General features: G+C 45.4%; 24 protein-coding genes. 14 read left to right on the top strand and 10 right to left on the bottom strand.

What is annotated here, in order from left to right; all coding sequences use genetic code 11:
* Positions 1 to 85 precede the first annotated feature (85 nt).
* Positions 86 to 1,630 (bottom strand): hydroxymethylglutaryl-CoA reductase, encoded by a 1,545-nt coding sequence (locus IUA53_RS02315; protein WP_044058241.1) that lies wholly within the window; start codon positions 1,628 to 1,630, stop codon positions 86 to 88.
* A gap of 361 nt (positions 1,631 to 1,991) precedes the next feature.
* Here IUA53_RS02315 and IUA53_RS02310 point away from each other — a divergent pair, with 361 nt between their 5' ends.
* The 5 genes from IUA53_RS02310 to IUA53_RS02290 are packed head-to-tail and all read left to right on the top strand — an operon-like array spanning position 1,992 to position 6,918.
* Positions 1,992 to 3,245 (top strand): HlyD family secretion protein, encoded by a 1,254-nt coding sequence (locus IUA53_RS02310; protein ID WP_196898200.1) that lies wholly within the window; start codon positions 1,992 to 1,994, stop codon positions 3,243 to 3,245.
* Between the two features lie 2 nt (positions 3,246 to 3,247).
* Positions 3,248 to 5,416, top strand: coding sequence for a peptidase domain-containing ABC transporter (locus tag IUA53_RS02305; protein WP_231401239.1), 2,169 nt, complete (start codon positions 3,248 to 3,250; stop codon positions 5,414 to 5,416).
* Positions 5,413 to 5,709: a helix-turn-helix domain-containing protein gene (locus IUA53_RS02300; protein WP_081869527.1), complete on the top strand. Its 297-nt coding sequence runs from the start codon at positions 5,413 to 5,415 to the stop codon at positions 5,707 to 5,709. Before IUA53_RS02305 ends, IUA53_RS02300 begins: the two co-directional genes overlap by 4 nt.
* A 45-nt stretch (positions 5,710 to 5,754) precedes the next feature.
* Positions 5,755 to 5,949: a hypothetical protein gene (locus IUA53_RS02295; protein ID WP_044058244.1), complete on the top strand. Its 195-nt coding sequence runs from the start codon at positions 5,755 to 5,757 to the stop codon at positions 5,947 to 5,949.
* Between the two features lie 51 nt (positions 5,950 to 6,000).
* On the top strand, positions 6,001 to 6,918 hold the full coding sequence (locus tag IUA53_RS02290) for an ATP-grasp domain-containing protein (RefSeq protein WP_044058245.1): 918 nt from the start codon (positions 6,001 to 6,003) through the stop codon (positions 6,916 to 6,918).
* Between the two features lie 41 nt (positions 6,919 to 6,959).
* Here IUA53_RS02290 and hslU read toward each other — a convergent pair whose 3' ends face one another.
* The 4 genes from hslU to priA form a co-directional block, all read right to left on the bottom strand.
* A complete protein-coding gene (gene hslU / locus IUA53_RS02285; protein ID WP_044058246.1) occupies positions 6,960 to 8,288 on the bottom strand; it encodes an HslU--HslV peptidase ATPase subunit in 1,329 nt (442 codons plus the stop codon).
* A gap of 67 nt (positions 8,289 to 8,355) precedes the next feature.
* On the bottom strand, positions 8,356 to 8,880 hold the full coding sequence (gene hslV / locus IUA53_RS02280; protein WP_044058247.1) for an ATP-dependent protease subunit HslV: 525 nt from the start codon (positions 8,878 to 8,880) through the stop codon (positions 8,356 to 8,358).
* Positions 8,881 to 9,056: 176 nt separating this feature from the next.
* Positions 9,057 to 9,635, bottom strand: coding sequence for an SPOR domain-containing protein (locus IUA53_RS02275; protein WP_044448838.1), 579 nt, complete (start codon positions 9,633 to 9,635; stop codon positions 9,057 to 9,059).
* A gap of 128 nt (positions 9,636 to 9,763) precedes the next feature.
* Complete coding sequence (priA, locus tag IUA53_RS02270) at positions 9,764 to 11,953, bottom strand: primosomal protein N' (RefSeq protein WP_044448840.1); 2,190 nt, start codon at positions 11,951 to 11,953, stop codon at positions 9,764 to 9,766.
* 299 nt (positions 11,954 to 12,252) lie between these two features.
* Between priA and rpmE the strand changes: the two genes are divergently transcribed.
* Positions 12,253 to 12,465: a 50S ribosomal protein L31 gene (gene rpmE / locus IUA53_RS02265; RefSeq protein WP_044058250.1), complete on the top strand. Its 213-nt coding sequence runs from the start codon at positions 12,253 to 12,255 to the stop codon at positions 12,463 to 12,465.
* An 81-nt stretch (positions 12,466 to 12,546) separates the two neighbouring features.
* Here the strand turns inward: rpmE and IUA53_RS02260 are convergent, their stop codons facing one another.
* Positions 12,547 to 12,861, bottom strand: coding sequence for a hypothetical protein (locus tag IUA53_RS02260; RefSeq protein WP_044448842.1), 315 nt, complete (start codon positions 12,859 to 12,861; stop codon positions 12,547 to 12,549).
* Positions 12,862 to 13,243: 382 nt separating this feature from the next.
* Between IUA53_RS02260 and IUA53_RS02255 the strand changes: the two genes are divergently transcribed.
* Positions 13,244 to 14,479, top strand: coding sequence for a malic enzyme-like NAD(P)-binding protein (locus IUA53_RS02255; RefSeq protein WP_044058252.1), 1,236 nt, complete (start codon positions 13,244 to 13,246; stop codon positions 14,477 to 14,479).
* 80 nt (positions 14,480 to 14,559) lie between these two features.
* On the opposite strand, the gene metJ is transcribed toward IUA53_RS02255, so the two are convergent.
* Positions 14,560 to 14,886 (bottom strand): met regulon transcriptional regulator MetJ, encoded by a 327-nt coding sequence (gene metJ / locus IUA53_RS02250; RefSeq protein WP_044058253.1) that lies wholly within the window; start codon positions 14,884 to 14,886, stop codon positions 14,560 to 14,562.
* Positions 14,887 to 15,037: 151 nt separating this feature from the next.
* Here metJ and metF point away from each other — a divergent pair, with 151 nt between their 5' ends.
* Both metF and IUA53_RS02240 read left to right on the top strand, forming a co-directional pair.
* Positions 15,038 to 15,931 carry a methylenetetrahydrofolate reductase gene (metF, locus tag IUA53_RS02245; protein WP_044058254.1) on the top strand — a complete coding sequence of 298 codons (894 nt, stop codon included), beginning with the start codon at positions 15,038 to 15,040 and terminating at the stop codon, positions 15,929 to 15,931.
* Between the two features lie 115 nt (positions 15,932 to 16,046).
* Positions 16,047 to 16,931 (top strand): virulence factor BrkB family protein, encoded by an 885-nt coding sequence (locus IUA53_RS02240; RefSeq protein ID WP_044058255.1) that lies wholly within the window; start codon positions 16,047 to 16,049, stop codon positions 16,929 to 16,931.
* Between the two features lie 91 nt (positions 16,932 to 17,022).
* On the opposite strand, the gene IUA53_RS02235 is transcribed toward IUA53_RS02240, so the two are convergent.
* Together IUA53_RS02235 and IUA53_RS02230 are read right to left on the bottom strand one after the other, a co-directional pair.
* Positions 17,023 to 17,661, bottom strand: a complete 639-nt coding sequence (locus tag IUA53_RS02235; RefSeq protein ID WP_044448849.1) for a DUF2959 domain-containing protein — start codon at positions 17,659 to 17,661, stop codon at positions 17,023 to 17,025.
* Positions 17,658 to 17,900 carry a hypothetical protein gene (locus IUA53_RS02230; protein WP_044058257.1) on the bottom strand — a complete coding sequence of 81 codons (243 nt, stop codon included), beginning with the start codon at positions 17,898 to 17,900 and terminating at the stop codon, positions 17,658 to 17,660. Before IUA53_RS02230 ends, IUA53_RS02235 begins: the two co-directional genes overlap by 4 nt.
* A 98-nt stretch (positions 17,901 to 17,998) precedes the next feature.
* On the opposite strand from IUA53_RS02230, the gene pip reads away from it, so the two are divergent.
* From pip to IUA53_RS02215, 3 genes are all read left to right on the top strand, one after another.
* Complete coding sequence (gene pip / locus IUA53_RS02225; protein ID WP_196898198.1) at positions 17,999 to 18,976, top strand: prolyl aminopeptidase; 978 nt, start codon at positions 17,999 to 18,001, stop codon at positions 18,974 to 18,976.
* Positions 18,973 to 19,410 carry a D-aminoacyl-tRNA deacylase gene (gene dtd, locus IUA53_RS02220; protein WP_044058259.1) on the top strand — a complete coding sequence of 146 codons (438 nt, stop codon included), beginning with the start codon at positions 18,973 to 18,975 and terminating at the stop codon, positions 19,408 to 19,410. The genes pip and dtd overlap by 4 nt, the downstream gene beginning before the upstream one ends.
* Positions 19,411 to 19,492: 82 nt before the next feature.
* Positions 19,493 to 20,413 carry a bifunctional GNAT family N-acetyltransferase/hotdog fold thioesterase gene (locus tag IUA53_RS02215; RefSeq protein WP_196898196.1) on the top strand — a complete coding sequence of 307 codons (921 nt, stop codon included), beginning with the start codon at positions 19,493 to 19,495 and terminating at the stop codon, positions 20,411 to 20,413.
* Between the two features lie 183 nt (positions 20,414 to 20,596).
* Here the strand turns inward: IUA53_RS02215 and rpoH are convergent, their stop codons facing one another.
* Positions 20,597 to 21,451: an RNA polymerase sigma factor RpoH gene (gene rpoH, locus IUA53_RS02210; RefSeq protein WP_044058261.1), complete on the bottom strand. Its 855-nt coding sequence runs from the start codon at positions 21,449 to 21,451 to the stop codon at positions 20,597 to 20,599.
* 530 nt (positions 21,452 to 21,981) lie between these two features.
* Between rpoH and IUA53_RS02205 the strand changes: the two genes are divergently transcribed.
* Together IUA53_RS02205 and IUA53_RS02200 are read left to right on the top strand one after the other, a co-directional pair.
* A complete protein-coding gene (locus IUA53_RS02205; protein ID WP_196898194.1) occupies positions 21,982 to 23,205 on the top strand; it encodes an EAL and HDOD domain-containing protein in 1,224 nt (407 codons plus the stop codon).
* Between the two features lie 154 nt (positions 23,206 to 23,359).
* Entirely contained in the window at positions 23,360 to 24,604 is a 1,245-nt protein-coding gene (locus IUA53_RS02200) for an EAL and HDOD domain-containing protein (protein WP_196898192.1), read from the top strand.
* The last annotated feature ends 32 nt before the right edge of the window (positions 24,605 to 24,636 follow it).

The following is a 24,636-nucleotide window of genomic DNA, read 5'->3' as shown; positions in this document are numbered from 1 at the left end:
TATAAATTAGAGGTTAACCCCTAATAGCCGAAAAGCCAGCGCGCAAAGGAAAACGCTCTTTTGAACGCTGGCTTTTTTTATTGGCTTATCTGTTGCGGCCATACTGTTCGTGTGACGATACCCAATCGGAAGAACTAATGGCGGAGGCGAGAGAGATTTCACCTGCTAGCACAACAGAGGCCACTATTTCTGCAAGCTTATGCACCTTTCCTTTGCCATAGCAATCGATAAGCTCGAGGCATTCTCTTTGTGTCCCTATACCTGTGCCGCCTCCGTAGGTGGCAACAATTAATGAGGGAATGGTAATAGACACATAGAGGTCGCCTTCATCAGTAAGCTCGGAATACATCATGGCCGCTGATGACTCACTGACATTCGCCACGTCCTGACCCGTGGCAATAAACATCGCTGTAATGCCATTCGGGGAGTGTAAACCAGTATTGTTGACACCAGAAAGGAACGATCCCACGCCAGCAACCCGTCCGTGATAATCAATTTGTTTAGGGTCTACCCGCATAACTTGCAACAAATGCTCACGTTTAATCGTGGCTTCTGCCGTGACTCGTTTGCCTCGTGTTCGCATGATGTTAATTTGTGACGCTTTTTTATCAGTGGCGAAATTAGATTCTAAGTAAAAATTTTTAATCCCTTCGTAATTATCTAAAATCCATCCACAGGCAGCAAAAGTTGCTCGGCCTACCATGTTTTGCCCTGCGGCATCACCGGTTTTATAGTTAAACCGTAAAAAGGCAAATTTATTAGATAGGAAGTGGTCAACATAAGTGAGTTTGGCAATGCTGGATGTTGCTTCAGCTTCCTCTCTTATTTTATCCATGTTCTGTTTAACCCAAGCGACAAAATCTCTCGCGCCTCGGGCATTTTCAAAAATAAAAACCGGGGCTCGTTGCATGGCATCATCCACCACGGTTGCGGTTACGCCACCACTCATATTAAGCAACTTCATTCCGCGGTTATACGACGCCACCAGCGTACCTTCCGTTGTAGCCAAAGGAACAACGAAGTCTCCTTTGGCATGTTCGCCGTGAATAGTTAACGGCCCAGCAATCCCGATAGGCACTTGAGCCACGCCAATGAAGTGCTCGATATTCCCCTTTAATTCATTAGGATCGATGGAGTATTTAGCCACATGATTGAGTTTATTACCGGTAGCGCTCTCAAAATAGGCTTGACGAGCCTGAATCATGGCGCTGCCATAATCATCTAAGTCATCTCGTGGAATGTGGCCACCGCGCTTGGTGGCTTCAGTAATGTTATCTTCAACTTCAAATTTAAGCTTGCCAAACGGTGACGCTGAAAAACAAATACCTAATTTCCTTTTTTCAGGGCTAACTGCTTGGTCGAGAGCCACATGCACCGTGATGGTTTGCCGCAACGAAAAAGGCATGCCTTTATTCTTGTGCAATTCCTCCACCGAAATGTGGCTGTCTTTCGACGTTTGTAAGGTTATTTTATGGGTTGCTACTTTTTCACCATCCAACGATATCCATTTTAATTCTTTTAACGTGGCATCTTTCAACCGATTTTTTAGAGCAAACGAAATTCCCTTTTCTGTTTTAGTAAGACTGCCATGGGTATACAACTGTTTTAATAAAATACTCGGTACAAACATGTGAATTCCTATTTCAAAAGTCGGTGGGTAATATTTTTATCAGTGTGCTTAATTTTTTATAGCACAAACTTCGTACAGTACCGTTGCACTTTTTCAATTTCATTGCACTTCCTCAACATTTAAATTTGGGACGAAGCATTAAAAAATGCGCCAACGCCAGGCTATACCTCCCCTCCAAAGACGCTGACTTAAGTTAGGTCACCCGCTATTTTCACATCCATTATGCTTTTCAACGTCAACGAAAAACCTGACCACTTTGGATATTCAGTTCAACAACAAGTAAGCAACGCCCACCGGCTCGCTATGGTTCATTGGCCACTAAGGAAGTGGCAGCTGAATATCACTTTTTTAGGAGCAACGCATGAGAAAAGGTTTATTCCGCCAGCAAGCTTTACGTTATCAAAGGTCGCCGATTGAAGGTACCTTATTGATGACACCAAAGCCTGCCTATGTTTGGTTTACCTTTTTCCTGATTTTTTGGTTGCTCGCGATTGGCGTTTTCTTGAGTACCAGCAGTTACGCGAGAAAAACCACAGTGTCAGGTTGGCTGTCTCCTTCAGAGGGTGTTGAAAAAATTTATGCCGAGCCAAGAAAAGGGCGAGTGTCGGCGGTATTTGTTGAAGAAGGTCAACAGGTGCAACAAGGCAATGCACTATTAAGCGTCGATTATGGCGTGCAACACACACAGGGGAAAAGCATAGAAGGGAAACAGCAAGAAGAACTAGATAAAAAGCTGTCTCGATTATCGGAAAGTTTACGCTTGCGCACCCAACAATTCAGCCGTGAAAATGCGCAGTTAGTTCAAGCATTAGAACATGCGAACACTGATAAGCGAGCATTAAGCAGCTTAAGTGACTTAGCGTATCAAGGCTATCAACTTGCCTCCCATCAATTAGAAGCCCAAACCGCGCTGATTGCTAGTGCCAGCATAAGCCGTGCCGAATACCAACAAGCCAAGCTTGCGGTTATTCAGGCCAAACAGCAGTGGCAACAGGCCATTCGCGAGGTCAAACTTAAACAAGCCGACATTCATCGCTTAGAGTATCAATTAGCGGAACTGCCACAAGCCTATAGCAGGGACATTGTGGTAATTGAAAACCAAATAAGCGACCTTAATAGTCAGCGATTAACCTTAACAAAGGCTGCTTCTCACACCCTATACGCCAGTCGAGATGGCGTGGTGTCTGCACTTCAGGCCTACCCTGGTTTGAATATACAACAAGGGTATCCACTACTTAGTATTACGCCTCTCCATGCTCAGATTGAAGCCACCTTGCTGGTGCCGGTGAGCGCGGCGGGCTTTATTGAAGAAGGCCAAGCATTAGCCATTCGTTACGACGCCTTTCCCCATCAAAAATTTGGTATTCAAGAAGGCAGCATATTAAGCGTGTCCCAAGCCTTAGTATTGCCTGGCGAATGGAGCCATGCTCCGGTGCCAATGAAAGAGCCTGCCTATTTAGTAAAAGCAGCGATTGCCCGCTCTACCATAGAAGCGTATGGCAGGTCTGTACCTTTACGCACAGGCATGACATTTTCGGCGGATGTGTCCCTAAGCCAACGTAGCTTACTCGAGTGGTTACTGGAACCTGTTTACAGCATAACAGGGAGACTGTAGCCGTGCATTTAAATACCCTGCGTTTCTCCACCCGCAAATCTACGCCCTTGGTTCTGCAATCAGAAGCCGCGGAATGTGGACTGGCCTGCATTGCAATGATAGCGCAGCACTACGGTGACAGCCGAGATATGACCCAGCTTCGGCAACATACCTCTGTGTCGCTGCGGGGGGTGACTCTCATGGACGTAATGCACATTGCCGATGATTTAGGCTTGCAAAGTCGGGCACTAAAAATTGAGTTGAACGAGCTGACTCAGTTACGCTGCCCCGCCATTTTACATTGGGATATGCAGCATTTTGTGGTGCTCACACGCTGCACCAATACTACCATTACCATTCACGACCCCGCTTACGGCAAACGCACGCTTCCCATAAAAGAAGCCAGCGATCACGTAACAGGGGTTGCATTAGAAGTGACCCCCAGCGACACCTTTAAACCCGTAACGTCCGCACCGACATTATCGCTAAGGGATTTTTTCTCGCGCACCCTGGGATTTAAGCGAAACTTGCTCACTTTATTGGCCCTGTCCATTGTCATACAGGTGTTTTCTCTTGCCTCTCCCTATTACATGCAAACCGTTATTGATGACGTTTTGTTGCGCAACAATACCGCCTTGTTGGTTGCACTTGCAGTAGGGTTTGGCCTGCTTTTGTTAATGGACGTAATCACCAATATTGTCCGTCGTTTTCTCATACTGACCCTTTCAACCCGCTTGCAATTGCAACTCACTGCCTCAGTGTTTAAGCATTTGCTGTCTCTGCCCCTTGATTATTTCGCCAAACGTCACGTAGGTGACCTAGTGTCTCGATTTGGATCGCTTGCCAACATTCGCGAGTTTCTTACCATCAGCTTAGTCACTGCCCTTTTAGATGGATTAATGGCCGTTATCACCCTAGCAGTTATGGCTGTGTATTCAACTACGCTGACCTGGGTAGTACTGGGCGTCATGACCATTTATTTAACCTTACGCATTGCCTTGTTGCCTTTAATGCAGCGCTTAACGACGGAACGAATCTCATTGGCGGCCACCGAGCAAAGTCACTTTATGGAAAGCATGCGTGGCATCTTACCTATTCGTGTTTACCAACAAGAAGTTAAACGCCATGGCCAATGGCAGAATAAGCTGGTAGCCACCTTGAACAAAGATGTGAACTTAGGAAAAGTGGGAGTGGGTAACGCGGCGGCAAATCAACTCTTATTTGGAATAGAAAATATTGTGGTGGTGTATATTGCCGCGTCCATGGTCATGGACAATGCCATGACCATTGGCATGATGCTCGCCTTTATCGCTTACAAAACTCGCTTTAGCAGTGCCCTGGACAACTTAGTCAATACCTTTATTGAGCTCAATATGCTTGGCGTTCACCTTTCTCGATTGAGTGACATTGTCTTTACCGCACCAGACAAGCGCCCTTTGGTTAACGATAAGCCAACTGCCCCCCATTCAGACACCACTCACAGCGCCACCTCTAATAAACACGTGATAACAGAAAATCTTGCGTATCGATATGGGGATCATTGCCCCACAGTGTTTGAAAACATAAACCTAACCGTAAAAAGGGGAGAGTTTATTGCCATTGTGGGCGCGAGTGGGAGCGGCAAAAGTACCTTTTTGAAATGTTTAATGGGGCTTTATGCACCGTCATCGGGCGCAGTAGAGCATATTGGTTCTCCCCGTCGCCCAAGGGTGGCATCCGTTTTACAAGAAGACATGTGTTTAAGTGGCACCATTGCAGACAACATAAGTTGCTTTGATGAAAACGTGGATCATAAGCGACTGTTTGACGTGGCGCAGCTCGCTTGCATCCACAATGAAATTTCTGCGATGCCTATGCAATACCACACCCTTGTTGGTGATATGGGTAGTAGTTTAAGCGGCGGTCAAAAGCAACGTTTGTTACTTGCCAGAGCCCTTTACCAGCAGCCAGACATTCTTTTTTTAGATGAAGCGAGTAGCCACCTTGACGTAGAGAACGAGCGCCGCATAAACCGGCACCTCAAAGCGTTAAATATCACTCGGATAATGGTTGCCCATCGTCCCCAAACGATTGCGCAAGCCGATACCGTTTACCAATTATCCCAAGGAAATTTACACCGATTAGAACCAACCCCCACCACAAATACAGTCGCCAACAATGCACTACAAAACAGCACCGGAGAAACACGATGAAGGAAGTAAGAGAACCCAGAAAAGCCATTATTAACGCTATGCCTATTTACACGATGGCTCACACAAACCCTGCGCTAACACACGCAATCAGCTCTTTATCTCGCCGCGAGATTGAAGTGGCCACCAAGCTTTTAGAAGGCTTACCTAACAAAAAAATTGCCGTTGAATTATTTATTAGCGAGCGAACGGTTAAATTTCACTGCGCCAATATATACAAAAAGCTCAACATCAATAGCCGTACTGCGCTTATCGCAGCTTGCTTTAAAACGTTTTATCAACTTGGCGAGGCATAAACCCTAGCCTATTTACTTTTAACACTCACTAATAAGGAAACAATCATGAACCATTCAAACACAACGGGCATGCAAGTGCTTAACGAAGCCAGCATTCAACAAGTGAGCGGAGGATATACCCGCGCGGTAGGCGTAGCTAACGTCAACCCTCCCCTTTTTGTGGTTACCTACCCGGTAACCCACATTTATGACAGGGATTCCCGCCATGGCAGTGGCTACTTTTTTGACAAAAACCTGTGAGCTCAAGGAGGTTAAGTTGTCCTCCATGTTATATTTTACCTAGGAATCTCTATGCAAATTGCATTACTTGGAAGTGAAAACGAGCCACAGGTAATCCATGTGGCTAGTGCATTAAAATCAGAAGGACATGAGCCTATCATCGTTAATACTCAATATTTTGGAAAACATTGGCAGCTTACCTACGACCCCGATTTCCATGACGGTCTACTGCATTTTTTAGACAGTTATCCCCTTGATAATAACCGCATGACCTTATCAGAAGTGCATGCAGTTTACTGGCATCAATACCTCCCGCCGGCAATGCCCCATGAAGATCCTAAACAAGCACAATGGATTGATCAGGAAGTTACCAGCGCTTTGCTATGCTGGTTTAACTTTAGCGACATTAAGTGGGTAAACGGCATCTCAGCCATTCGTGCACACCAATGCAAACCGTCTCAAATGCAGGTGGCTGCGCACTTAGGTGCCCATTTGCCCTATACCTTTGTGGGCAACTCTGAAATTGCCGCCTTTCAATTTTGCAACAACATGGGAGAGGTCATTTACAAACCCATTAGAGGGGGGGAAACCACACACTTTTTACACAAAGGGACACAACTTAGACATCAGTTGTCGCAACTTTTACTCTCTCGCCCTGTTATGTTGCAAGCGTATGTACCGGGAATAAATATACGCAGTTATGTCTTTGGCGATGAAGTGTTAAGTGTGCAAATAGAAAGTCATGATACGCAAACTGCTGAAAGCCAGCACCATAAGCCCCTTATCGTCATCACGCCGGCAGATATTCAACGGCTATGCGTGGCTATTTGTAAAGGCTTAGATATGCATTGGTGCACTATCAACTGGCGTAAAACAGCCAAAGGAGACTACTTCTTTTTAGATGCTGATCCCTGCCCTGACTTTCTCACGATTGAGAATCAAACCGGCATGGATATGACAGGGCGACTTATTAAGGTACTGACTCAATAAGCCCCCCTGCTAGAGGCCGTTTGTTGCGGTTTATCTTGTTACTACAAGATAAAGCGGGATAAATCTTCGTTATCAACCAGGCTTTCTAAATGACTATTTACATAGTCAGCGTCGATAACGAATGACTCTCCGCTTTTTTCTGAGGCATCAAAAGAAATGTCTTCCATGAGGCGCTCTAATACAGTGTGTAAACGACGTGCACCAATGTTTTCGGTGCGCTCGTTCACCTGCCATGCCGCTTCAGCAATGCGCTGAATACCTGATTCAGCGAATTCTACATCTACCCCTTCTGTCTTCATCAGCGCCTTGTACTGGGCCGTTAGCGACGCATTAGGTTCGGTAAGAATACGGGTGAAATCTCCAACCTTCAACGCAGATAACTCCACGCGAATGGGCAAGCGCCCCTGCAGTTCAGGAATAAGATCTGATGGCTTGCTCATTTGGAATGCACCAGAAGCAATAAACAAAATGTGGTCTGTTTTAACCATTCCATGCTTCGTTGAAACCGTAGAGCCTTCGACTAAAGGCAGTAAGTCACGCTGCACACCTTCGCGAGAAACATCACCCGAGGTATTGCCTTCTCGCTTACAGATTTTGTCGATTTCATCCACAAACACAATGCCGTGTTGCTCTACTGATTCAATGGCTTTTTCTTTCAAGTCTTCTTGATTCACAAGGCGAGCAGCTTCTTCTTCAATCAAAAGCTTGAACGCATCCTTAATCTTCAGCTTTTTCTTTTTGCTTTGTGAGCCAGACAGGTTTTGGAACATGCCTTGAAGCTGGTTGGTCATTTCTTCCATGCCCGGCGGCGCCATAATTTCTACGCCCACTTGAGGCAAAGCAACATCAATTTCAATTTCTTTGTCGTCGAGTTCGCCCTGACGTAGCTTCTTGCGAAACGCTTGGCGTGTGCCGCGATCTTCCACTTCCTCTTTTTTGCCCCATGCATCTTCAGGCGGGGGGATCAACACATCAAGAATGCGATCTTCCGCGGCTTCTTCGGCGCGAAACTTCACTTTTTTCATTTCGTTTTCTTTGGTCATCTTAACGGCAATATCAGCAAGATCACGAATGATGGTTTCTACTTCTTTCCCTACATAGCCTACTTCGGTGAACTTCGTGGCTTCAACCTTAATGAAAGGCGCATTCGCGAGTTTTGCTAATCGACGAGCTATCTCGGTTTTACCCACACCAGTGGGGCCAATCATCAATATGTTTTTAGGCGTCACTTCTTGACGAAGCTCTGGCTCAAGTTGCATACGACGCCAGCGGTTTCGCAGCGCGATAGAGACCGCACGTTTGGCATCTTGCTGACCGATTATATGACGGTCCAGTTCATGAACAATTTCTCTTGGTGTCATTTCAGACATGCATAAACCCTTTTCATTTGGTGTTTGTGTTACACAAACATAGGTGAAGGCGTTGGTTCGCTTTCACTTAGTAATCAAGTACATCTATCGTTTGGCTGTGATTGGTGAATACACAGATGTCGCCCGCAATGGTCAAACTTTTCTCGGCAATGTCTTTTGCACTTAGTTCAGTATTGTCTAATAGTGCGGTTGCGGCCGCTTGGGCATAGTTTCCACCAGAACCAATTGCTATCAAGTCTTGCTCCGGTTGCACTACATCACCATTACCCGTAATGATGAAAGAAGCCGTTTCGTCTGCCACGGCAAGTAGGGCTTCAAGTTTCCTTAGCATTCGGTCAGTTCGCCAATCTTTCGCTAATTCTACCGCTGCCTTGGTTAAATGCCCTTGGTGTGCTTCAAGCTTAGCCTCAAAACGCTCAAAAAGCGTAAAGGCGTCAGCTGTACCACCCGCAAAGCCCGCTAATATTTTATCGTGGTATAAGCGACGCACTTTTCGGGCGTTACCTTTCATCACTGTATTACCCAGTGACACCTGGCCATCACCAGCCATCACTACTTGATTTCCACGTCGTACAGATACAATCGTTGTCACGTTTATTCCCCGTTTCTCTGGGTGCGCCAGCCTAGAAAAGATTCAAATTGGCTAACACATATAAATCCAATAATTCATAAGTGGGGGATGGCTGGGTAATTTCAAGGGGGAAAGACACGAGGATTAAACCCAGGCTTGTGGCCGAATGCGGTCACAAGCCTTGGCAGTAAGAAGGGTTATAAATTCCAGTACCAGATTTGACAGGTCGCAATATTGACTTTGCGTAAGCTGTGTTTGGCTTTTTCAGCGTCGCGTTTTGACTCGTATGGCCCCAAGATAACGCGGAACCAATCACCGTTACTACCACTACTGTGTCGAATGAGTGCTTCAAGCCCTTGAAACGCAATTTTCGCTTTCATTTCTTCCGCCTGTGCTCGTGTTCTAAATGACGCGCATTGCATTAAATAGCGTCTGTCCGATTTTTCTTGTGCTTCCACGTCAACTTCAACTTCATACCCTGGCAAAGTACGAATATATTCCCATTCTTCTTCTGGCAGTTCAGGTAAGGCTTCTTCGGTTGGCGCAACGGGACGCGCTATTTCTGTATCAACTTCAGTGCTAGCGTTGTCTTTAATTGACCATAAGAACACGCCAAACCCTATAAGCAGCACCACCACAATAACGAGGCGTACGATAGGAAACGAGGCGACAGCACCTTGTTTAGATTGTTTAACCTGCTTGCGCTGGTTATTTTTATTGTTGGGTTTCTTCTTTTGTGGCGGTCGGCCACGAGAGACATAATCGCGTTGAGCCATGGGTGGCAGATTTCCTACTTCTTATGGTTTTATCGTTATCGTAAAAGGGTGATGCACGCAACACGGCCAGGCTAAGGGTTACGTGTGTACCTTTGCACACGAAGTTTATCGCAAACACCACTTGGGTGCTAACTGAAATCGGTAGGATCAATATCCACCGACCAACGCACTTTAGCCGCATCAGGTAGTGCCTGCATATAAGGCAGTGCCACCCGTAAGCCATGATGAAGCGGGCCGCGCTTTTCATTACTACACACTAACATAAACCGGTAACGCCCTTGTCGCTTTTCCATTAAACAAGGAAATGGGCCCGCCACACTGGGGCTGGTAGACCCTGACGGCATGAGAATGTGCTTACATTGCTGTAAAAAACGAAAGACTAACGCGCTGTCTGTGGCTTCCGCACGAATGACAATTTGACTAATATAAGGCGGCAAACCTGCTGCCTTTCTTTCCATTAATGCATGGCGAGCAAAGTGGGCATAGCCATTGTTGACCAAATCTTGCAACAACGGATGATGAGGGTTGTGGGTTTGTAACCACATTTCTCCGGGTTTACTGGCTCTTCCCGCTCGCCCCGCTAACTGGGTAACCAATTGCGCTAACTTTTCTGCGGCTCTAAAATCAGCACTGAACAAGGCCCCGTCACAATCGAGAACCACCACCAGTGTCACGTGAGGAAAATGGTGGCCTTTCGATAAAATTTGAGTGCCAACGAGTAACTGGTATTCACGATTATTAATAGCATCCAGGGTGGTGTGTAATTTGTCTTTCCCCCTTATGGTATCGCTGTCTATTCGCACTTGTTTGGCGTCGGGGAAAAGCGTTTCAAGGCCCTTTTCTACTTGCTCTGTGCCGGTGCCTGCTGTGACTAATTCAGTACTGTGACACGCTTCACAATGACGTGGAATGGCTCTGGTTGCTGCACAGTGGTGACATTGCAATCGATTTTGCGATTTATGCACCGTATAGGGTTTATCACAACGCTTACAGGTAACGGTTTCCCCGCAGTGATGGCATAACATGGCAGGCGCATAACCTCGACGATTAACAAAAACCAGAATTTGGTTTCCTGCATTAACGTGTTGGCGCATCAGTGTCAGCATGCCTTCGGTAATGCCATAATGCACAGGTTGGTCTCGGGCATCGAGTAAATGTTGTTGCGTACGTTGAGCGCCACCCGCGCGTTGGGTGAGTTGCAGGTGAGTATAACGGCCAGAAAGGGCATTATTGAGGGTTTCCAGTGCAGGTGTGGCACTTCCCAGCAGTAAGGGAATGTTTTCTTCTTTCGCCCTGACGGCGGCTAAATCTCGAGCGTGATACCGTAATCCATCTTGCTGTTTAAAAGACTCATCATGCTCTTCGTCGACAATAATCATGCCCAAGGCTTTAAACGGTGTAAAAATAGCTGAGCGGGTGCCAATAATAATACCTAGCTCACCGGCTTTCGCCCGCTGCCAAACTAACAACCTTGCCGAATCTGTGAGTTGAGAATGAAGTACCCCCACGGCAATGGAAAAACGTTTTTCAAAACGCGCCACCGTTTGTGGTGTCAGCCCAATTTCGGGCACCAAAATAAGCACTTGCTGCTTTGCGGCCAATAAGGGCGCAATAGCCTGTAAATACACTTCGGTTTTGCCACTGCCTGTGACACCTTCCAGTAAGCTGATCACAAAACGATGGTGTTGTTGGTTTAGTGCAGCAATAGCTACCGCTTGTTCCTTGTCAGGTACCGGTGTCGCACTTACCTTTAAATGAGACACATAATCAAAGGGTGTAAACGAAGGCATTACCTCTTTCATTTCCACCAACCCTTTTTCGATTAGGGCTTTTACCCCAGTGGGCGAAAACGCTTTTCTCGCTTCTGTGGCTATCATGGGTGATTTTTTCAGCGCGTCTAAACAGGCAAGTTGTTTTGGTGCCCGCTGCAACTTCGCCTGTTCACACATGTACCCGTCTTCTGTTGCAAAGAGGTAAGCCTGTTTGGATGGCTGCGCCGATTCGCCTTTGCGCAGCAACACGGGCAGCATGGCATGCAGCACTTCGCCCGGGGCATGATGATAATATTGCCAAAGCCACTGCGCCATTTTCATCAGTACACCATCAATCACCGGCGTGTCGTCTATGACCTTCTCGATGGGCTTAATTTTGTTAATATTCTCTACGTCGGCCTCGTTTTGCTGTGCTACCACTACGCCAATTAACGACCGCGGCCCAAAGGGAACAGCCACTCGAACACCACTAGGCAATGCAACCGCGTGTTGATAGGTGAACAATTGGCGAATGGGCACAGGTACCGCGACCTGAATAAATACCATGAAGATTAAGCCTTACTAATGTGAATACAGAGAAGTAACCCTGTGTATGATCTGGTATTTCTGGAGAATGTCAAACGTACTAGCTTGTCATGTCGCATGTTAGCTTCTGTTGCTATCCATAGGCTAATTGCCTACTGAATAAACAAAAATAGCTTGATTGCGCAGCCCTCTTCCTTTAATATGCGCCGCTCTTTTTACGGCTGCCTGCACTTATGCGGTCGGTCATTTGAATATTAAGTTACGTATGGTGTGCAACTTCGGGTTGTATAGCGATACGGCCTTTTACGTGAGGTAATCCCATGAAACAAGGTATCCACCCAGAATACACTGAAATTAAAGCGTCTTGCTCTTGTGGTAACGTGATGAACATCCGTTCTACACTTGGTAAAGACATCAACCTAGACGTTTGTTCTTCTTGCCACCCTTTCTACACTGGTAAGCAGCGTAACGTTGACACAGGTGGTCGTGTTGATCGCTTTAAGAAGCGTTTTGGTGCATTGGGCAAAAAGTAAGCCTGATACCCTTTTCGCAAAAAAGCGCCTTTATGGCGCTTTTTTTATACATTAAATATACTATTTAAAAAAGACGTGCGATTAATGCATACTCCCTTTTTGTAAATGCTTTGCCCAATTGCCGCCACTTCGTTCATTGCACGCTTGTTCACTTTCAAATCGAAAACTTTTGGCTTCCCCTTTTACGGCTTCGCAGGCGAATTCCGCAGCTTCTACAAATGCGCTGTACCAACCATTGGAAAGTGCCCTTGCTTTATGTGCCTCGGTTTCAAACACCGCAACAATCTCAGGTCGACGCCAATGCCCTATATGGGTTAACCACACAAACCCTTCCTGCTTTTGCTTTGCCCATTCACACACATCGGTTAACTGTTCTACCAATCGTTCTTCAGACATCACTTTCTCCTTAACACCGCCAGCACATAAATACTGTTTTACAGAAAAATAGAAAAAACGTATAACTTACAAAAACATCATAAATAATGTGAATAACTACTATTCGACAAGGTGACTGGTCTTAGGCGTCGTCCTCCCCTACATTGAGTTATGTAAAAAGCTGATCAGATATGTACCACTTAATGGCGTGTGATACAGTTGCCGCGTGAGAATACGTCAGCAAATTTGCATGCTATCTGGTTCTCATTTAGGCAATTTTTTTTGTTTCTAACAAATATAAACCATAGCAAAAACTGGGCAATGACAAAGATAAAAATAACCCCCTTTATCGCTATCTGGTAAACACGTTGCAATAACCCTACATCTAAGGATACGTTTACTCATGTCAGATTTTAGACAACGCGCACTCGATTATCACGCAAAGCCTACACCAGGAAAAATTCGTGTCGAGCTTTCGAAGCCGGCGGATGGCGTAGATGACTTAGCTCTTGCCTACAGCCCTGGCGTAGCCGAGCCGGTGAGAGAAATTGCCGAAGACCCCGACAACGCTTATAAATACACAGCTAAAGGCAATATGGTGGCGGTCATCAGTAACGGTACTGCCATTTTAGGATTGGGCAACTTAGGCCCTCTGGCGTCAAAACCCGTGATGGAAGGTAAGGCGCTCCTGTTCAAACGCTTTGCAGGCTTAGATGCTATCGACATTGAAGTAAAACACCGCACCACTGAAGAGTTCATCAACACGGTGGCCAATATTGCAGATACCTTTGGTGGCATTAATTTAGAAGACATTAAAGCACCTGAGTGCTTTGAGATTGAGCAAGAATTGATAAAGCGCTGTAAAATTCCGGTGTTTCACGACGACCAGCACGGCACGGCTATTGTAACGGCTGCGGGAATGTTAAATGCGCTGGAAATTCAGGGCAAAAATATCGAAAGTGCCAAAATAGTCTGTATGGGTGCAGGGGCTGCAGCCGTTGCTTGTATGGAATTACTGATTAAATGTGGGGCGCAGCGTGAGCGCATTTATATGCTCGATCGCAAAGGTGTTATTCATACTCGCCGGGAAGATTTAACCGAACACAAAAAGCTGTTTGCCAACAATACGGATAAACGCACGTTAGAAGACGTAATGGCAGGCGCAGATATCTTTGTTGGGGTATCCGGCCCTGACGTACTTCCACCAGAAGCATTGGCACTGATGGCGGAAAACCCCGTGGTGTTTGCGTGCTCTAACCCTGACCCTGAAATTAAGCCAGAACTCGCCCATGAAGTTAGGCAAGATCTTATTATGGCAACGGGACGCTCTGATTACCCTAATCAAGTGAATAACGTGTTGTGTTTTCCCTTTATTTTTCGCGGTGCATTAGATGTACGTGCGAGCGCGATAAACGACGAAATGAAAGTTGCTGCGGTAGAAGCGTTGCGCAGTATTACAAAAGAGCCGGTTCCTGAAGAAGTGCTTAAAGCCAGCAATAGTGAAAGTTTGGCGTTCGGAAAAGAGTACATTATTCCTAAACCTATGGATCCACGCTTATGTGAACGTATCGCCGGCGCTGTCGCCCAAGCGGCGATTGATTCTGGTGTGGCCAGAATACCGGGTACCTCTACGGACTAACATGCTGTCGAGTTAATCACTAATCCCAACCCATCTAACCCATACGGTTAGATGGGGCCCTCTACTAGGCTTATTAACGGCTAAGATTCTTTTTCATTTTCTACACTGGGGTCTATCCCCATTTCTTCCATAATACGGCGCGCCTCTGCCGGAATACGATTCGGGTTGTCTTTTTTCAAGTCGTCATCATTGGGCAATGGCTGACCTGTAAATGCGTGTAGAAAAGCTTCACACAACAATTCTGAATTAGTCGCATGTCGAAGGTTATTAATTTGGCGACGTGTGCGTTCATCCGTTAGCGCTTTAAGCACATTAATTGGAATAGACACAGTGACTTTCTTTACTTGTTCACTTTTTTTGCCATGCTCTGCGTAGGGGTGAATATAGTTACCGTTCCACTCTGCCATTATACTAACTCAGTCCACTTTTATTTTATGTTATGAACCGAAATTCTAAACAAGTTCACGAAAAGGTCAATTGAGCAGTGTAAACCTCTTGACGTCTAGACATATATTCATTAGTTTAGACGTCTAAACGTCTATCAGAGAGTAATAAGTCATGGTTTCTTACGCACAAGGTGTGGATGCACTAAATCAGTCCCTTTCGGAACTGCGCGATATTGATGTGTCATTCGAGTTTTTTCCGCCAAAATCTGAAAAGATGGAGCAAACCTTGTGGAAGTCAGTAGAACGCTTGGCGCCACTAAAACCAAGTTATATGTCGGTAACTTACGGTGCGAACAGCGGTGAACGTGATCGTACCCACGACGTAGTAAAGCGCATTCAACAACAAACTGGCGTTGCCGCCGTACCTCATCTCACGTGTGTGGATGCCAGTCGCGATGAACTTAAGCAAATTGCAAAAGACTATTGGGATTCCGGTATTCGCCGAATTGTGGCGTTACGTGGCGATCTTCCTCCTGGTGTTCAAAAAACTGAAATGTACGCTTCTGATTTAGTGGCCTTGCTTAAAGACGTGGCCGACTTTGATATTTCCGTGGCTGCTTATCCTGAAAAACACCCTGAAGCCCCTAACGCCCAGTTTGACTTACTCAACCTCAAGCGCAAAGCAGAAGCCGGTGCCAGCGAAGCCATTACGCAGTTTTTCTTCGATACCAGTGTATTTTTACGCTTCAGAGATCGCGCCGCTGCAGCCGGAATAGATTTAGACCTCGTGCCGGGCATCCTACCCGTAACCAACTATCAAACTTTGGTGAAATTTGCGGGCTTTACCAATGTTCACGTGCCAGGCTTTTTACACAAAATGTTCGATGGTCTTGATGATGATGACCAAGCCACACGTAACCTAATTGGCGCAAACATCGCCATGGATCAGGTTAAGGTATTAGCCAAAGAAGGCGTGAAACACTTCCATTTTTACACCCTTAACAGAAGTGAATTAAGCTACGCCATTTGTCATATGTTGGGTGTACGCGGCAACGGGACAAAATAGATTTAAACGTTTTATACATGAAACCCTTTGCTAGTCATGGGGCACGCGTTATACCATTTACCTTGTTTTATGACGAAACACATATTTATGATGCAAGGTACTTAGGAGTGCTCTAGTGGACTGGGAAAGGGTTTCAAGCGTTTATCAAAAGATTTCTCCGCAAATGCGGGATCTCTTTCGTATTTTCATTAAGCGCTGTAGAGAAGACAATATTACTATCTCTGCCGGCCACCTTGCTTACGTAACCCTCTTATCCTTAGTGCCCTTTATCATGGTGACATTCACCATTATGTCGGCATTTCCTGCCTTTGCCTCCGTGCGCAGTAAGCTAGAACATTTTGTGTTTAGTAATTTTGTCCCTACCGCCAGTGACGTGGTACACAAATACATGACCGACTTTGTGGGTAACGCATCACAAATGAGCGCCATCGGCATTTTGTCGTTATTGGTGGTAGCACTCATGCTGATTTCTAATGTCGATAAAACCCTTAACCGTATTTGGCGTACGCAAAGCGACAGACCTATCGTCTATACCTTTGCCATTTATTGGATGGTCATCACTTTGGGCCCTATGTTAATTGGCTCAAGCGTTGTGGTCAGTTCTTATTTAACTGGCCTTGCAACCTTCACAGAAGAATATACCCCAGGCTTAGGTACCTTCTTACTCAGCCTGGTGCCGAGTTTTGCCGCCCTTCTCGCTTTCGGTATCTTGTACATGGTGGTCCCTAACCGTAGGGTCTATGCACGCCATGCATTCGGTGGCGCCTTTGTGGCTACAGTGGCGTTTGAAATAACGAAGAAGGGGTTTGCACTTTATGTCACTAACTTTCCTTCTTATGAACTCATTTACGGCGCCTTAGCCGTTATACCCATTCTCTTTTTATGGGTATACATGTCATGGGTCATTGTCTTATTTGGCGCTGAATTTACGTGTAGCTTGGGTGAAGCGCTTGACCATAGAAAAGCGGAAAATGAACCTCGTAAAGTCCCTAAAGAATAGCGCTTGATTCGGTTCAATTAAGCTGCGTGTAAGCCTGGCAGACATAAAAAAAGCGCGACGTTAGTCACGCTTTTTTCGTTTACAGTAGATGCTAGTTGTTCATGGCTGAAATAAACGCATCTGATTCTGCAATGGCGGCATTCATTTGACGAATAAGCTGACTAACATTGGTTTCAATGCTAGAGAGTTCACCCTGCAATGCGCCAATCGCGTTGGCATTTAAGTTATGCTTTAAGTACAACACGTTATCTTGCAATGCCTCTAACACTGGCGGCATTTTGCTTTCCGCCTTACGCATTGCAGCCATTAAACTGCTGTATCTACGCTTAGTGTCACGAAGCTTAGCGGCACTGTCTCGTTTCAGCGCACCGCTTTGGTACTCTTCCAGCTCAGTTTCCCACTCGTCAAACAAGGCCTCGGCCACACTTTCAACTTTATCGATACGCGCCGATACATCTTCAGCTGCAGCAACACTGTCTTCGTATTGGCCATTGAGGTCGTTATAGACGTCTTCTAGTTCGCCACCGTCAAAAGCCACCGCCGCGCTGAAAGCTTCTAGTGCAGAGCTAAATTGCTCCTGTGCATCTTCTTGCGACTCTTTTGCATTTTCCACCCTATCTACCAGGATATCACGCTTCTCTACCCCTACCTTTTCCCAGGCGGCGTAATAAGCTGATTGACAGCCGGTGAGGGCAATAATAGTAAACACGGCTAGTATTGCGCGCATCATAATGCTGATCTTCCGCTATAGCGCGCTGCACTAATGATAGAAATAATGTGTAAAATAACACCTAGGGGCCAGAAAATAATAGCCAATACCACGGTTGCAGCAAGCGCATAACTCACACCCACAGCAATAAAGTAAAACAGTGCGCCTAAAATACGCCCTTGTACTAAATGGCCTAACCCTGGAATAAAAAAGTTACAAATGGCGGCAATGACATTGCCCCCTGATCCTTGACCTGACATACAAACTTCCTCGCAATTGCTCTTAGAATATGATTATGTAGATTTATGTAAGCATAAACTAAACTAAAACAGGCACCCGCACAACGCGTTGAAATAAAATGAAACGACTTTACCCAGATGTAACCTGCTATCAAAGTGGATTTGTGGATGTAGGAAATGGGCACTCGCTCTACTACGAGCAAAGCGGCAACCCTGACGGTATCCCCGTACTTTTTGTCCATGGCGGACCCGGCGCTGGCCTGCCGCCAAACTATAAATGCTTTTTTGACAACCAGCGTTATCGCATTATCGGATACGAACAACGGGGGTGTGGCCGCTCTCAATTCCACCACGCCACTCACCATAATGACACTTGGCTAAACGTAGATGACATCAATACCCTCCGCCAACATCTTGCTATAGATAAATGGCTCCTTTTTGGTGGTTCATGGGGGTCCACGTTAGCGTTACTCTCGGCACTTAAACACCCAAGTCACGCCTATGGCTTGATACTTAGAGGCGTGTTTCTCGCGCGGCAAACCGACAGAGACTGGTTCCTTTCTCCCCAGGGTTGCGCAGCACAACTATTTCCTGAGCATTACCGAAAGTTTACCAAAGACATAGAATTTCCCCTGACTAGCGAGTCAATCTGTTCGCATTACAATCAAGTGCTTAGCGAGCACAATGAAGTTCGCCGGCACAGTGCACTTAAACGATGGTATCAATGGGAAGAGCGACTATCACGCCTAGCTTTACCCCCAGGAACGGGAGAATCTATAGGCCAATATCCGCTCTCGCTGGTTACCAGCCTAGCCACGCTAGAATGTCACTTTTTGCTTAACAAATGCTTTATGGAAGAAAACTATATTCTTGATAACATAAGTAAAATTAAAGATATCCCCGGAACCATCGTTCACGGCCGATACGATATGATATGTAAAACCGAGGCAGCGGAGAGCTTACATCGGGCATGGCCATCGAGTCAGTTACAGATAATTCCTGACGCTGGGCATAGCACTTCAGAACCCAGTATTGCCTATGCGTTATGTAGAGCGACCCGAGATATGTCTCGATTTATTCAGGAAAGTAAAAAATGATTGGATTGATTCAACGCGTGTCACGGGCTAGCGTGACGGTTGAGAGCAAGGTTATTGGTGAAATAGACCAAGGTATTCTGTTACTACTTGGTGTTGAAAAAGATGACGGTGACGATGAAATTGAAAAGCTTGCCAATAAGGTGAGTCGATACCGCATGTTTGCCGACAGCGACGGTAAAATGAACCTAAATGTAGAGCAAGTTGGCGGAAAAATTCTCGTGGTATCCCAATTTACACTCGTCGCGGATACGCAAAAAGGTAACCGACCCGGCTTTTCTCAGGGCGCAACCCCAGAACACGGCAAAGCGGTTTACTTAAAGTTTGTTGAAGCCCTTCAGGCGAAAGGGCTGGCCGTGGAAACCGGAGAGTTCGGTGCTGATATGCAAGTTGCTTTAGTTAACGATGGCCCCGTTACCTTTCATTTTAAGGTATAATACTCGCCTAAATTCGTGTGTACCCACATATTTTGGGAAAAACAATTTTGATTTTCTCTTACTTCATATAAGGCGTATTACCGTGTATAAGGTTGTCACACCAACAAGCAATACAGACTTTGACGCGTACTTTCAGTTTCGCTGGGCTCACTTACGCCAGCCGTGGAATTTCCCTCCGGGATCGGAAAAAGACGAGTATGAGCAAGTCGCAGAGCATCGCATGATTGTTGATGGTAAAGGCAACATCGTGGCATGTGGTCGCGTTCACCTTAACACAGCCGAAGAAGCGCAAATACGTCACATAGCAGTAGACACTCATCACCAGCGTAAAGGCTTAGGCCAAATGATGATGAGTGCACTTGAAAATGTCGCCAAAGAGCTTGGCGCAGAGCGTGCGGTTACCAACAGCCGAGAAATATCTATCGACTTTTTTACCTCGTGTGGTTTTTATGTGGAAAGAGAAGCCCCAAACGAATTAGGCATGCTTAAACGCCAGCAAATGGTGAAAAAGCTCACCGAAAATAACTCGTTAGTGATGCACCCTAAATGGTGTAAGTCATTACAACAAACATGGTCGGACACCATACCCATTACTGAGCATATGGGGATTAAGTTATATCAGTACACGGGGCGCACGCTTGAAACCCGTGCATCGTTAAACAAAAATATCAATATTCATGGCACTATGTTCGCGGGCAGTATTTTTTCTTTGGCCACCCTCACAGGGTGGGGGCTAATTTACTTACAACTAAAAGAGCGCGGACTGGAAGGGGATATTGTCTTAGGTGATGGAGACATTCATTATCATAAACCCATTACCATGAAACCTCGGGCCATCTGCAACATAGAATCTTTGTCCGGCAAGTACTCTCCGTTGGAAAAACAACAAAAAGCGCGATTTGAGTTGAGTGTGAATATACTCGATGGCGATACCGCGGTAGCAGAGTTTGAAGGGGTATTTTGGGTTTTACCTGCCACGGAGAACGAAAACGACGACCACTAGTCCCCGTGTCACCGCTAACCTATCACGACGTATGACTACATGGCTGCGTCAACCTAGTGGCAACGTAAACTAAGCTCTCATTTTTTTAAGACAATAAAAAAGCGCCATTATAAGGCGCTTTTTCGGAATGTGATTACCCTGCTGGGTAACGAGACCTGACTAGGTTTAGCTATGTGATGTCTATTACGCCACCATAGCCGCTTGAAGTTTTTTCATCGCGTTCTTTTCTATTTGACGAACACGCTCGGCAGATACTTCATATTTATCGGCCAAATCTTGCAAAGTAATTTTACTGTCTGCCAACCAACGGGTTTCAATAATGTCCTGACTACGCTCGTCGAGGGTTTTGATTGCAGAGTAAAGACGCTTACTTGCGTTGGCATCCCAGTCACTGTTGATAACATCAGTTTCAACATCTGACGATTTATCTTCTAAAAACTGTACAGGTGCAAAATTGCCGGTTTCATCTTCATCAGCCGACAAATCGAAAGCTTGATCTTGGCTGCTCATTCGCGCTTCCATTTGAAGCACTTCTTTTGTACTTACACCGAGCTCGTTAGCCACAGTTTGTACTTCTTCATGAGTAAACCAACCCAAACGCTTTTTCGCTTTACGTAGGTTAAAGAAAAGCTTTCTTTGTGCTTTTGTGGTGGCGACTTTCACAATACGCCAGTTTTTAAGCACAAACTCATGAATTTCGGCTTTAATCCAGTGCACCGCAAAAGACACTAGGCGTACACCCACAGTAGGGTCGAAACGCTTCACGGCTTTCATCAAGCCAATATTACCTTCTTGAATCAAGTCGGCTTGTGGCAAGCCATAGCCAGAATAAGACTTTGCAATATGCACAACAAAACGCAGATGCGACATCACCAGCTTACGTGCAGCTTGGAGATCTTCATCTTCGCGAAGACGGACAGCGAGCTCACGCTCTTCTTCCGCACTTAACATATCAATGCTGCTCACAGCTTGAATGTAGCCTTCGATGCTACCATTGTGAGGCACTGACAGTGCCATTGATTGTAAGTTGTTGCTCATTATTCACCTCATTCGTTGCCGCTTCATATTAGCAAACTAATATAAGCCGCGCGAGACCTAATTGTGATCAGAAATCTAACCGATATATGGATATAGTACTCATCTGCTAGAGATCAAGACCAAATCACAAAAAAAAAGTTCATTTTACTAAAACGTGGATAGACAGATAGCTAGAAAGGAACGACGCCTGTGTTTAGCAGCATGGTAATAACTCTACCGCTACCTTCATATTTTTATCTACGAACTAAAAAATATCACTGTTCCATTATAATTTAATGACAGAAAAAACCCAATCCGTTCATCCTATCATACTGACATCAGCCGCTTTTCAGGCGGTTGGACACCGACTTCTTCTGGCTGTTCTAGGCCACGAATATGACTATAGTGCTTTTACTCGACATTTGCGACATCAACAATTAGATTAATAGCGTCGCTTTTTTCGATAGAAGACTATCTACCTGAAGTACGCCCCCCATCGCGTAGATAAAAATAATGATAAATAATGAACGCTGAGAGATAAGAGGTCCTTAATGTTCGCGTACGTGGCCAGACAACCCATTTTTGATGCACAGCAGCAGGTATATGCCTACGAGTTGTTGTTTAGAATGGGAGAAGACAATTGCTTTCCCGATATTTCCCCTGACGAAGCCACTTCCAAAATATTGACTTCTACCCATCTAAGCTTAGGTATTGAAGAAATTACAGGAGATAAAAAGGCGTTTATCAATTTTCATCGCGACACCTTGATGAATCATTTCCCTACCTCGCTAGATCCCAGCAAAGTGGTGATCGAGGTTGTTGAAACGGTGGACGTCGACGACGCGCTTGTCTGTGCCTGCAAACATATTAAGGAAATGGGGTACCCTATTGCCCTAGATGACTATGACATGAAAGGAAAGTGGGAAGCCTTTATCCCCTTTACCAGTGTTATTAAAATAGACATTACCGACATTCCCCATGACGAGATCCCGGCACTGGTTGAACGGTTTAAAGCGCATAACATAAAACTGGTGGCTGAAAGAATTGAAACCCACGAAGAATTTCAAACGTTTAAACATATGGGGTTCGACTACTTTCAAGGTTACTTTTTAGCGAAACCTGAAGTCGTCAGGCATAGGAAACTTGGGCCAAGTAGTTTAACCATGATGGAGTTACTTACCCTAAGTAGCCGCCCTCAACTCGATTTGACGCAAGTCAATACCATCATAGAGCGAGATCCTTCCTTAACCTACCTTTTGCTTCGCTTCATCAATAATCCGCTTATTAATAAAAGGCACAAGATCACGTCATTGAAGCATGCCTTAAACTTCATGGGCGAAGTGGAAGTTAAAAAGTTTATCGCGTTACTTGCGCTCGCTAATCTCAGCGAGAGTAAACCTACTGAACTTATGTCTATGGCCTTAGTTAGAGCAAAATTTTGTGAACTCGCCTTTGCCGATATGAACACACACAACGACCCCATGAAGGGGTTTCTCACAGGCTTACTGTCGTTGCTAGACGCCATGATGGAGCAACCCATAGAAGATCTTATTCGTAAAATACCTATTAGCGACGATGTAAAATCGGCGCTATGTGCCGAACGGGGTCATCTAAGAGACACTCTTTTACTCGCCCAATGTTTTGAACGGGCAAATTGGGGAGGGGTTAAAAAGTTAGCGTCTAAACATGCCTTAAAGCAAACCAAACTGCATGATTACTTCAATGAAGCCATAAAGTGGGCACATCACGTTCAAGCATCAACCACGAAAACGTAAAGAGGCTCGTCATTTTTTATACAATAATAACGAAATTCTGCATTTAATGTAAAAACCCTGTAATTAGTTGACGTGACACATCTTTAGGTCGATGATATAGATTCACGCCGCTACATTGCCGTCATGTAAGAAGGTTGAATTTTCAGGAAATTTTATGTTTGCGTTTATCGCTCGAGAACCCATTTTAGACAAAAGCAAAAGCGTTTTTGCCTATGAACTTATCTTTAGAGATGGAAAAGGCGGTGCGTACCCAGAACACTCTCCTGAAAAAGCACAATACATCGAAGCGCAGTTTCACCCCTTAGGTTTAGACGATATTAGCGGCGAAAAAAGTTCGTTCATCAACTTTTCATCGGAAACCCTTATTTCACGCTTCCCCACCACTCTGGATCCGGCATCGGTGGTGGTTGAATTGGCTGATAACCCGTTTACAGAAACGGGGCTACTTGAAGCCTGTCAACATATCAAGCAATTAGGTTATCGGCTGGCAATTGATGATCCTATGATGTTGAGCGCTAGGCACGATATTCTGCCTCTTATCGACATTGTGAAAGTAGACGTGTCCCGTACTCGTTTTGAAACCATTGAAAAACATATTCCTCGTTATTTAGATGCCAATGTCAAATTGGTCGCTGAACAAGTGAATACACCGGATCATTTCGCCACGTGTTCAGATTTAGGCTTCGACCTCTTTCAAGGCTACTTCTTTGCCCAGCCTGAAGCCCGAATTGTGCGACAACTGCCCGCCTCTAAAATGAACATTGTCGATTTGATGGGAGAAGTTTCTGGCGATAGCTTTGATATTAACCGCATAAGTCATGTGATTGAGCGGGATGCGGCGTTAAGCTATTTGCTTCTGAAGTTCATTAATAATCCAGCCATTAATAAACGCTATAAAATCACTTCCTTAAAGCACGCCCTTAATTACATGGGCGAAGTCGAAATTAAGAAATTTATTGCGCTACTAAGCCTGACTAACCTGGGTGATGAAAAGCCATTAGAAATTATTCACATGTCTTTGGTGAGGGCAAAGTTCTTTGACTTACTCTCACAACAAAGAGGGTTAAAGGCCAACCCACCTATTGGCTTCCTAGTCGGGTTATTTTCGTTGCTAGAAGGGCTATTAGACCAGTCAATGTCTGACATTGTGAAGCAGCTGCCACTTTCCGACGCTCTTAACAATGCGCTGTTAGGCAAAAATGCCGAGTTTGTTCAATACATGACGTTAGTTAAGGCGTTTGAAAGTGCGTTATGGATGAACGTTATTAAGGTTGCCAAGAACCTAGATATTGATCAGAAGCAGCTACACACCCTCTATAACCAAGCTATTGTTTGGGGCAATGGCGTAAGAAGTGTGATTACGGCCCATTATCCACAAGCCCAAGTACGAGCAAACTAAGCCAAAAGAAGTAGGCAAAGTAAGTTGCCCCG

Origin of the sequence: Alteromonas sp. B31-7 (assembly GCF_015767655.1) — a bacterium.
GTDB lineage: Bacteria > Pseudomonadota > Gammaproteobacteria > Enterobacterales > Alteromonadaceae > Alteromonas > Alteromonas australica.
This window is presented reverse-complemented; position numbering and strand designations above follow the sequence as displayed.

Coding starts and splice junctions, on each gene's coding strand:
- IUA53_RS02235 (WP_044448849.1), bottom strand. CDS start 17,661: ATGATGCGCGCAATACTAGCCGTGTTTACTATTATTGCCCTCACCGGC.
- IUA53_RS02230 (WP_044058257.1), bottom strand. CDS start 17,900: ATGTCAGGTCAAGGATCAGGGGGCAATGTCATTGCCGCCATTTGTAAC.
- IUA53_RS02255 (WP_044058252.1), top strand. CDS start 13,244: ATGTCAGATTTTAGACAACGCGCACTCGATTATCACGCAAAGCCTACA.
- IUA53_RS02275 (WP_044448838.1), bottom strand. CDS start 9,635: ATGGCTCAACGCGATTATGTCTCTCGTGGCCGACCGCCACAAAAGAAG.
- IUA53_RS02205 (WP_196898194.1), top strand. CDS start 21,982: ATGTTCGCGTACGTGGCCAGACAACCCATTTTTGATGCACAGCAGCAG.
- metF (WP_044058254.1), top strand. CDS start 15,038: ATGGTTTCTTACGCACAAGGTGTGGATGCACTAAATCAGTCCCTTTCG.
- IUA53_RS02295 (WP_044058244.1), top strand. CDS start 5,755: ATGAACCATTCAAACACAACGGGCATGCAAGTGCTTAACGAAGCCAGC.
- IUA53_RS02310 (WP_196898200.1), top strand. CDS start 1,992: ATGAGAAAAGGTTTATTCCGCCAGCAAGCTTTACGTTATCAAAGGTCG.
- metJ (WP_044058253.1), bottom strand. CDS start 14,886: ATGGCAGAGTGGAACGGTAACTATATTCACCCCTACGCAGAGCATGGC.
- IUA53_RS02260 (WP_044448842.1), bottom strand. CDS start 12,861: ATGTCTGAAGAACGATTGGTAGAACAGTTAACCGATGTGTGTGAATGG.
- dtd (WP_044058259.1), top strand. CDS start 18,973: ATGATTGGATTGATTCAACGCGTGTCACGGGCTAGCGTGACGGTTGAG.
- hslU (WP_044058246.1), bottom strand. CDS start 8,288: ATGTCTGAAATGACACCAAGAGAAATTGTTCATGAACTGGACCGTCAT.
- rpoH (WP_044058261.1), bottom strand. CDS start 21,451: ATGAGCAACAACTTACAATCAATGGCACTGTCAGTGCCTCACAATGGT.
- rpmE (WP_044058250.1), top strand. CDS start 12,253: ATGAAACAAGGTATCCACCCAGAATACACTGAAATTAAAGCGTCTTGC.
- IUA53_RS02300 (WP_081869527.1), top strand. CDS start 5,413: ATGAAGGAAGTAAGAGAACCCAGAAAAGCCATTATTAACGCTATGCCT.
- IUA53_RS02315 (WP_044058241.1), bottom strand. CDS start 1,630: ATGTTTGTACCGAGTATTTTATTAAAACAGTTGTATACCCATGGCAGT.
- priA (WP_044448840.1), bottom strand. CDS start 11,953: ATGGTATTTATTCAGGTCGCGGTACCTGTGCCCATTCGCCAATTGTTC.
- IUA53_RS02290 (WP_044058245.1), top strand. CDS start 6,001: ATGCAAATTGCATTACTTGGAAGTGAAAACGAGCCACAGGTAATCCAT.
- IUA53_RS02200 (WP_196898192.1), top strand. CDS start 23,360: ATGTTTGCGTTTATCGCTCGAGAACCCATTTTAGACAAAAGCAAAAGC.
- pip (WP_196898198.1), top strand. CDS start 17,999: ATGAAACGACTTTACCCAGATGTAACCTGCTATCAAAGTGGATTTGTG.